The sequence below is a fragment of the Candidatus Zixiibacteriota bacterium genome (genome assembly GCA_014728145.1).
In the GTDB taxonomy this organism is placed as follows: Bacteria; Zixibacteria; MSB-5A5; order JAABVY01; family JAABVY01; genus WJMC01.
The window spans coordinates 1-8311 of the sequence record WJMC01000058.1 but is presented as its reverse complement, the minus strand read 5'-3'; the positions used below and the strand labels follow the sequence as shown (position 1 = coordinate 8311).

Here is an 8311-nt window from a genome sequence, read left to right as displayed (position 1 = left end):
CCTTGTGGTCCAGTCCTTGGCAGTGAACTCCAGTTTAAACTTGTCCTGCGGGTAAAGCGGGGTCAGGTTATCAAACAGTATCTTATGCTTGGCGATTTCCGGATTTTCGAAATTGACCGCCTCAATCTTTAAGAGCGCAAAGTAACGCTCGGACTCCTTGGGCGGACGCACCTGCCCGCTGACCGTATCCCCGGTCTTGAGATCGAAACGTTTGATCTGCGACGGCGAAACATAGATGTCGTCAGGACCGGGCAGATAGTTGTAGTCGGGTGAACGCAGAAAACCGTAGCCCTCGTCTAAAATTTCGAGCACGCCCTCGGCGAAAATCAGCCCGTCTTTTTCCGTATTAGCTTCCAGAATTTTGAAGATTAATTCCTGCTTTCGCAGGCCGGAAACGCCGGGTATATCCAGCTCCTCTGCCATCTTCAGCAAATCCGAGATGGTATGGTTTTTCAGATCGGTGATATCCATTGGTTAAAGGTCCTTTCTATGATGATTGTACGAAGATTTTATTCTATGATTAAGCGAACATTTCTGCCAAATGACGGGGGTTGTCTTGGAGCTGACCAGGTTTACTCGATAACTTCCACCGGAGCATCGCCCCACAATCTCTCGAGGCCGTAAAAATCCCGGGCCTCATCGAGAAATACATGTACTACTACATCAACAAAATCAAGCAGAACCCAGCGCCCGCTTTCGTATCCCTCGACATGCCAGACCTGGTGGCCTTCACCTTCAAGTGTCTCCTGGATATTGTCCGCGATCGCGCGCACCTGCATGGCGGCATTGGCGGAGCATATTACAAAATAATCTGTGATGGAGGTTTTGTCTCGTAAATCCAGGATTTTAATGTCGTCGGCACGTTTGTCGAGGGCACAAACGCCTGCTTTGTGGGCGAGTTCCTTCGCGTTGTTTTCCAATTCTGCCTGTTAAATCTCCTTTCGAATAATCAATTGGTTGAAAGCCTGTGTCCCCAGTCACGACCTACTACTATCGCGATATCAGCCTCGCCGGGACTTCTCTCAGGGTTATCCAATATTACATTATCTTTTTTAATATTCAAGGCTTTTGCGACTTGCGGGGCAACTTTTTCCGCTTTTCTGGATTTCACCAGGAGAAGGCTCTCTTTCACATCGAAGCTGTCCCAGTTTTTCTGGTCGCCGACAAGGAATTCAATATCGTCATCGGACATCTGCTTCAAGACGATTCCGAATTTCATGGCCGCCCCCTTGATTCCACAACCGTTGAGGATATCTGTTTTCAAGACAGCAGTCTGGCTCTTGAGTTTATTGTAATCCCGGCCGACAACCACTGTGATATCCAGCGACAAGAAATTGTCCTCCAGTTCACGAGTGACCACATCATCGGGATCGATACCCAGTCTCCGCGCAATCCGCTCAGCCTCCACAGCTACACCAGGGTCACGGATCAGGATCATGGTACGCGGCATGGCTGAATTCGAGAAATTGGTGACATCGATAACATCGAACTTTAAATTATCGTCTCCCTGCTTTTTTATAAATTCGGCGAAATCAGCCGCGGCTCCCGATTCACCGCATCCATTGGCGATCTGGGTCCTGACGATACTGATCTGTTGTGGCAGGACCTTGGTCTCAGCGCGGACGAACCGAATTGCGGTCGAGCCCAAAAGCAAAACCACAACTGCCGACAACCCGATCAATGTCAAATCGATAAACCGATTCGGCTTGTAGGCTGTCCTCTGCCTGTACTTCTTGTGTGGAGGTATTTTCTTCTTTCGCAGCATCGGCTGTTCTAATGATCGCGACTATCCCTGAAAAAGGAACCGGGCCAATCCCGATCGTACCTGTCATACCAGGGACGATAGTAATTATAATTGTAGCTGGCGGGATAGGAATGGTAACCTATTTCCAGATGAAATTTGTCCGATGGCCTGTATTCGAGACTGAAACTCGGGTAGATACTGCCGTAATCCGTGGGAGTACCCCGGTCAGAGAACAGCAGGTTTCCCGGCTGATGAACCCAGGCCAGATCGAGATGCAATGTCAACGGCCTGGAAATCTGATATGTCATCGAATTCATGTACATCGCCAGGGTGGTACCCTTGCCGCCCGAGGAAAACCAGGCTATCGAATAGGAATGATTCATGTCGAGACGCGACAGGTCGAACAGGGAAAACTTACTGTCCACACGATCCTTGCCGATAGCATCGGCCACTTCCTGCTTGTCGTCATTGGGACGATCAAGAGCTGACTGGGCCGAAAGCGATGCGGCGATTATAAACACTGATAAAAATGCGCAGATAAAAGTTTTCATAGAATTGCTCCTTCACAACCCCCTGCTCCGTACATCATAAATTGATTTTTAATCAATTTTGTCAAGCATTTAGTTAAGATTATAAGCTTTTTTGAGTTCCTCGAGCTGTTCTCTGGAATTGATGCCCGAGACCTCTCGATAATCATCGGTCTTGTAGGCGGCGGTAATCCTGCCCTGGCTCAAAAAGATCTCCATCAGGTCAGTCAGATAGTATTCTCCCTGTGAGTTGGAATTGTCAATCAAATCCAGTCCGGAAAAGAGAGCCTTCCTGTTAAATACGAAAGTACCGGAGTTAATTTCAGTAATACGGCGTTCTTTTTCGGTGGCGTCCTTGTGTTCTACAATCTTTTTTACCAGACCGCTGTCAGCGCGCACAATCCGGCCATATCCGGTCGGATCCGGCAGGTCCGCGGTCAGTACAGTGGCCACTGCCCCCCGCCTGCGATGCTCATCCAAAAGCCCGGCTACAGTCCGGGGCCGTAAAAACGGCACATCGCCCAATAGCACCAGGATATCACCCTCAAACTCAGCCAGTTTATCTCTGGCCATCATAACCGCGTGACCGGTCCCGAGTTGCTCATCCTGAACAGCGAAATCATAATCATAATCGGAGAGAGCTTCAATCACCATCTCCTTTTTGAACCCGACCACGAAAACAGCCCTCTTCAGGCCCAGCTCGACCAGGCTGTCGGCTACATGACAAACCAGCGGCCTGCCTCCAATCTCATGTAAAACCTTCGGCAGGTCGGACTTCATCCGCTTGCCCTTGCCGGCCGCCAGAACGACCGCGGCTGTATTTTCAATGTGGTTGTTCATCACTTGACTTTATTACTGTTATCGACAGTCACGATCGTCGGTTTATGTCCCTCAGCCTCCTCCGGAGTCAAAAGACAAAACGAGACGATAATGACCTTGTCGCCCCTGTGTCCCAAACGGGCCGCCGCGCCGTTCAAACAGACCTCTCCGCTTCCCGGTTTACCCTCGATGATATAGGTTTCCAGACGGGCACCATTATCGATATTGAAAACATGCACCTTTTCATGCGGCAAAAAACCACCAGCTTCGATCAGATCGCGATCGAGAGTCAATGAACCCTCATATTCCAGATCGGTCTGCGTAACCGTGGCGCGATGGATTTTCGATTTGAGCATCTTTATCAACATATCATTTTCCCAGATTGAGGCTAATATTATCAATCAGTCGAACCTCGTCAAGCCATACCGCCAGAGAGATTGTGATTTTTCCCGACAGCCTCTTCAATTCATTCAATTCCTCATCAGTTATAGCGATATAATCGATCCTGGTTCCGGGAGTCTGGTTTATCCGGCGTTTCATGGCCGATTTTATTTTCGAGGCCTGTCTGTGTCCCGCTTTTATCATTTTTTCCGCCATTTTCAGGCTATCATATAGAACAACCGCACGCCTGAGCTGTTCCGGCGAGAAGTACTTGTTGCGCGATGATTTAGCCAGCCCCGATTTCTCCCGGACTGTCGGCACTGTAACGATTTTCACATCGAAATTCAGGTCACGGGCCATCTTTTTTATAACCACCGCCTGCTGAAAATCTTTGCGCCCGAAGACAGCAACATCGGGCCTGACGATATTGAACAACTTTGCCACAACCGTGGTCACTCCCCGAAAATGGGTCGGCCGAAACTCTCCTTCCAATACCTGCGACATCTTCTCGACCGCAACATAAGTCTCGAAATCCGCAGGATAGAGCTGATCTGCCGAAGGCGAGAATACAGAATCGACTCCCAGTTCCGCAAGCAATTTCCTATCTGCCGAAAAAGTTCGCGGATAACGGCTGAAATCCTCACCAGCCCCGAACTGGGTCGGGTTGACGAATATCGACACAACCACGAAGTCCGTCAGCTTTAAAGCCCTCTCAACCAGGGCCAGGTGTCCTTTGTGAAGCGCGCCCATGGTCGGCACCAGCCCGATAGACTTACCGGTTTGACCCGTTCTGCGGGACAAAAGTTGCATAGATTTCGGTGATTTAATGGTTTTCATATGAGGGTAATGGCTATTTGTAACTCTCATCCTCGGTCGGGTAGTCGCCGGTTTTGACATCCTCGACAAAGCGTGCGATGACTTCCCGGATCTTGAGACCGAGATCGAAATATCTACGAACAAACTTGGCGGAAAATTCCTCATCCATACCCAGAATATCATTAACTACCATGATCTGCCCGTCGACATTTGCCCCGGCACCGATTCCGATTGAAGGAATCTGAAGTTTCTCCGTAATTCGGGCCGCGATATCCGACTTGATCGCCTCCAGTACGATTGCAAAACAACCCGCTTCCTGCAATGCCTGGGCTGATTCCAGCAGATAATTCTGTTCTCTTTTCTGGCGTCCGCGCACCCTGTAACCGCCGAACTTGAAAATCGACTGTGGAGTCAGGCCGATATGCCCCATGACCGGTATGCCGGCTTCTACTATTCTCCGTACGGTTTCAGCACGTTCCAGACCGCCCTCGAGCTTGACAGCCTGCACACGCCCTTCCGTCATGAAGCGTCCGGCATTTTCAACCGCCTGTTCGACCGCAACCTGGTAACTCATAAACGGCATATCACCAACTACCAGCGGACGCGGTGCTCCGCGACTGACAGCCTCGCAATGATAGAGCATCTGCGACAACGGCAGGTTGAGCGTGTTGTCATGGCCGTAGACCACCATGTTGAGCGAATCGCCCACCAAAAGACCATCGACTCCGGCCTTGTCCAGATGGCGCGCTGTATAGTAATCATAAGCTGTCAAAAAGACTATTTTCTCGCCGGACTGCTTTTTCTTCAATAATGACGGTGCGCTGATTTTATCTGATTTCACGGTCTGCCTTTCGATATCGAATCAAAGTTCAAGGGAATCGGGCGGTATATAATAATGAGTGCCGGACAATGGCTTTTTGATCTGTTCCAAAAGTTCCTCAAAATTCTCAGGCTGATTGACGAAATCAAACTCATCGGTCTTAACAACCAGAAGCGGTGTTTCATCGTACTCAAAAAAGAATGTATTATAAGCCTCGTTGAGTTCATCGAGATAATTATAGTCTATATTTCTTTCAAACGGCACCCCGCGCCCCTTGATTCTCTTGACAAGTGTCTCGGTGGCCGCCTGAAGAAATATTACCAGGTCGGGACGGGGGATTTCAGTCGCTATGGATTCCGCGATCTTGTTGTACAGGATCAATTCACGGTCCGAGAGGTTGACCTTGGCAAACAGACAATCCTTCTCGAAAGTATAGTCGGCCACAATCTTCTGCCGAAAGAGATCATGGCTTTCCAGTTTGGAGAGTTGCTGATAACGCTCCAAAAGAAAGAATATCTGAGTCTGGAATGCATACTTCTTGCGGTTGTTGTAAAAATCAGCCAGGAACGGATTTTCGGTAGCTTCCTCCAGAATAAGATGAGCACCGAGTCGGTTCGCCAGAAGCTTGGTCAGGCTGGTTTTTCCAACCCCGATCGGGCCGTCTATAGCTATGTAGTTAAGATCTTTCATTTGCTAACGAGGTGCCTGAAATCTATGTCATCCCTTATGGATACGCCGGCAGAGCCTTGAACCTCCGCCAGGTATTCGGCGTAAGGTACGTTCGTCTTTGGATCATTCAAACCCTGATCGAGACTTAAAAGCGGTCGCAACGCGAATTCACGGCTACGCAGGCGTGGATGAGGTATCAGTAGTTTGTCCGATTCAACGATCATGTCATCATAAAGCAAAATATCTATATCTATCTCGCGAGGCCCGTTTTTGAACTCTGCCTTCTTTCCGACAGCGGATTCAACCTCCATCAGGACATTCAAGAGCTCATCCGGCTCAAGACAGCTTTCACCCGCTACTGCCAGATTTAGAAAACTGTCCTGGTCAGTAAAGCCGACCGGTTCGGTCTCATAGACCGGAGAAACAGCCTTGATCCTGATTTGACCGGATTCTTTTATAAGATTTATCGCCTCTTCTAAAAATTTACACCTGTGGCCCAGATTGGAACCGAGGCTCAAATAAAACAAATGTTCGGGCATAAGCTGAAATTAAATACGAAACTCACCGCCTGTCAATCCTTTAAGCTCCTTTTTCCACCACAACTTCGATATGATCAAGATTTCCCGGGATAGGCGGGATCATCTTGCGCACCCGCACGACGACATTTCTGGGCCTGAATTCCTCACAGATTCTATCCGCCAGAAGATACGCCACCCGTTCGAGCAAATTGTAGGTGCGCGAGGTGAAGATATCCTGAGTCAGGTTATAAAGCCGGGTATAGTTAATAGTGTCTTCAAGACGATCTGATTCACCCGCACGGGAGAGATCGTTGTGAACTTCTATATCGACTTCGAAACGATGGCCGGTTTTGCGTTCTTCAGGGGAGGTTCCATGATAAGCGTAGAATACCATATTTGTCAACCGGATCATGTCAGCCACTTTTCCTCCGGGGCTTGATCTTTTTGGGAGCCTTGTAAACTTTGGAGTAATTGTTGATCCGCTCAAACGCTGTCTTGATATCTTCCTCGCTCTGACCCAGTGAAATCCGTGCAAAGCCCTCGCCTTCTTCACCGAAGAAAGTTCCCGGCAGAAGTACCACGCCGGTCCGCTTCAAAAGCATCCGGCAGAACGTCATCGAAACCCGCCGGCGATGAGGAAGCTTAATCCAGACGAAAGGAGCATAACCGGATGGCAGATATTCCCAGCCCAGCCTGTCCAGTTCTGCGTAGACCAGTTCACGCCTGTTGCTGTAAAGGTCCGCGAAAGTCTGGAAAACCTGACCGCGCTCCTTAAGTAAACGCATGGCAATTTCCATATCGAACATCGAAGGCACAAGGTTGAAACTGGATCTAAACCTGGCCAGGGGTGAGATGAAATCCCGGTGACCCAGGGCGACACCGATCTTAAAATCGGGCAGGTTGAAGATGAATGAAAAAGTGATGAATTCCAGTCCGGTCGCCAGACCATTCGTCGACTGCAGATACATCGGATGAGAGAAGCCCGCGGACCCATGCACCAAATAGACCGAATCCGCGAAAATTATCAGGTTGTTTTTCAGGGCGAATTCTGACAGGCGATTGTAAAATTTCAAATCGACTCCCCGCGCAGTGGGATTGTGAGGGTAATTTATCAACAGCGCTCTGACCCTGTTTTTGGGACTGAAGGCGGTTTTGATCTTCTCCAGGTTAGGCAGGAAATTCGTTATCTCACTGACCGAATAGGTCTCTGCTTCCGCACCGGATGTACGGGCACAACTGCGGTAGAGCGAAAAAGCCGGTTCAGGTATCATGATCTTGTCGCCCCGCCCCAGAAGGCTCATGAAAGCCGTAAACAGGCCCGGCGTGTTCCCGGTCGTCAAAAGCATCTCCCGCTCCGGATCGAACGATACCTGGTAATCCTCTTTAAGCCATTCAGAGATAAGATTTTTAAGTTCTTGCTCGTAACGGTTCAGTTCGAGTTTATTGCCCCATACACGGCTGTTGTCTACCTTAATGAGCCCCTTGAGACTCTCCGGGAAACGGATATCTATTTTGCCGAGATCGATGATATCGATATTTCTGCGACGGACTTTGCGTTTGAGGCCGTCGAACTGCCCTCCCAGCGGTTCAGGCAGTTGAAAAACAGTATCTGATGGTTCAACTATGATTTTTCGTCCGGCCATAAATCTCCCCTGCAAAGCTGGCCCCGTTATGCAAACCAATAAGCTAAAAAAAGCTATTTAAGGCAATCGCTTTCTCATGATCTCTAGATTTTGGATGGTACTAAATTCACAGCAGGTCCCTGAGTTTATCCTGCTCCGATGAGCTCAGGTAACGTGGTTTACCCGCCAGATTCGCCAGAAAACAGATCCTCGAATAATGTTCGCAGGCCTCCAGTCGCAGGTAAGCTTCCTCCATGTCTTCCCCGACCGCCGTGACGCCATGATTGCGGAGAACCAGGATTCGCGCCTGCGGAAGATAGGATGCGATCTTTTCAGGAAGTTCCTCGCTTCCGGGAGTGGCGTAATCGACAACAGCCAGGTCAGATAAGGCCTGT

13 protein-coding genes are annotated in these 8311 nt (G+C 49.3%); all 13 read right to left on the bottom strand.

Going from position 1 to position 8311, the window contains the following annotated elements:
- On the bottom strand, positions 1–471 hold a 471-nt coding region (gene rho, locus GF404_03300), incomplete at its 3' end, for a transcription termination factor Rho (GenBank protein MBD3381204.1).
- Positions 472–572: 101 nt separating this feature from the next.
- A complete protein-coding gene (rsfS, locus tag GF404_03295; protein ID MBD3381203.1) occupies positions 573–920 on the bottom strand; it encodes a ribosome silencing factor in 348 nt (115 codons plus the stop codon).
- A 29-nt stretch (positions 921–949) separates the two neighbouring features.
- Positions 950–1765, bottom strand: a complete 816-nt coding sequence (locus GF404_03290) for a hypothetical protein (protein ID MBD3381202.1) — start codon at positions 1763–1765, stop codon at positions 950–952.
- An 8-nt stretch (positions 1766–1773) separates the two neighbouring features.
- Positions 1774–2295 carry a hypothetical protein gene (locus tag GF404_03285; protein MBD3381201.1) on the bottom strand — a complete coding sequence of 174 codons (522 nt, stop codon included), beginning with the start codon at positions 2293–2295 and terminating at the stop codon, positions 1774–1776.
- Positions 2296–2364: 69 nt separating this feature from the next.
- Complete coding sequence (locus GF404_03280; GenBank protein MBD3381200.1) at positions 2365–3111, bottom strand: NTP transferase domain-containing protein; 747 nt, start codon at positions 3109–3111, stop codon at positions 2365–2367.
- Positions 3111–3458 (bottom strand): aspartate 1-decarboxylase, encoded by a 348-nt coding sequence (locus tag GF404_03275; GenBank protein MBD3381199.1) that lies wholly within the window; start codon positions 3456–3458, stop codon positions 3111–3113. Before GF404_03275 ends, GF404_03280 begins: the two co-directional genes overlap by 1 nt.
- Position 3459: 1 nt before the next feature.
- A complete protein-coding gene (locus GF404_03270) occupies positions 3460–4308 on the bottom strand; it encodes a pantoate--beta-alanine ligase (protein MBD3381198.1) in 849 nt (282 codons plus the stop codon).
- Between the two features lie 13 nt (positions 4309–4321).
- The gene (gene panB, locus GF404_03265) at positions 4322–5128 is read right to left on the bottom strand and encodes a 3-methyl-2-oxobutanoate hydroxymethyltransferase (GenBank protein MBD3381197.1); all 807 of its coding nucleotides are present in this window, start codon (positions 5126–5128) and stop codon (positions 4322–4324) included.
- A 21-nt stretch (positions 5129–5149) separates the two neighbouring features.
- On the bottom strand, positions 5150–5797 hold the full coding sequence (locus tag GF404_03260) for an AAA family ATPase (protein MBD3381196.1): 648 nt from the start codon (positions 5795–5797) through the stop codon (positions 5150–5152).
- Positions 5794–6315 carry a 2-amino-4-hydroxy-6-hydroxymethyldihydropteridine diphosphokinase gene (gene folK / locus GF404_03255; protein MBD3381195.1) on the bottom strand — a complete coding sequence of 174 codons (522 nt, stop codon included), beginning with the start codon at positions 6313–6315 and terminating at the stop codon, positions 5794–5796. The genes GF404_03260 and folK overlap by 4 nt, the downstream gene beginning before the upstream one ends.
- A 40-nt stretch (positions 6316–6355) precedes the next feature.
- Positions 6356–6715, bottom strand: a complete 360-nt coding sequence (gene folB / locus GF404_03250) for a dihydroneopterin aldolase (GenBank protein MBD3381194.1) — start codon at positions 6713–6715, stop codon at positions 6356–6358.
- The gene (locus GF404_03245) at positions 6708–7937 is read right to left on the bottom strand and encodes an aminotransferase class I/II-fold pyridoxal phosphate-dependent enzyme (GenBank protein ID MBD3381193.1); all 1230 of its coding nucleotides are present in this window, start codon (positions 7935–7937) and stop codon (positions 6708–6710) included. The genes folB and GF404_03245 overlap by 8 nt, the downstream gene beginning before the upstream one ends.
- Before the next feature lie 106 nt (positions 7938–8043).
- A partial coding sequence (locus GF404_03240) for a hypothetical protein (protein MBD3381192.1) occupies positions 8044–8311 on the bottom strand: 268 nt, incomplete at its 5' end.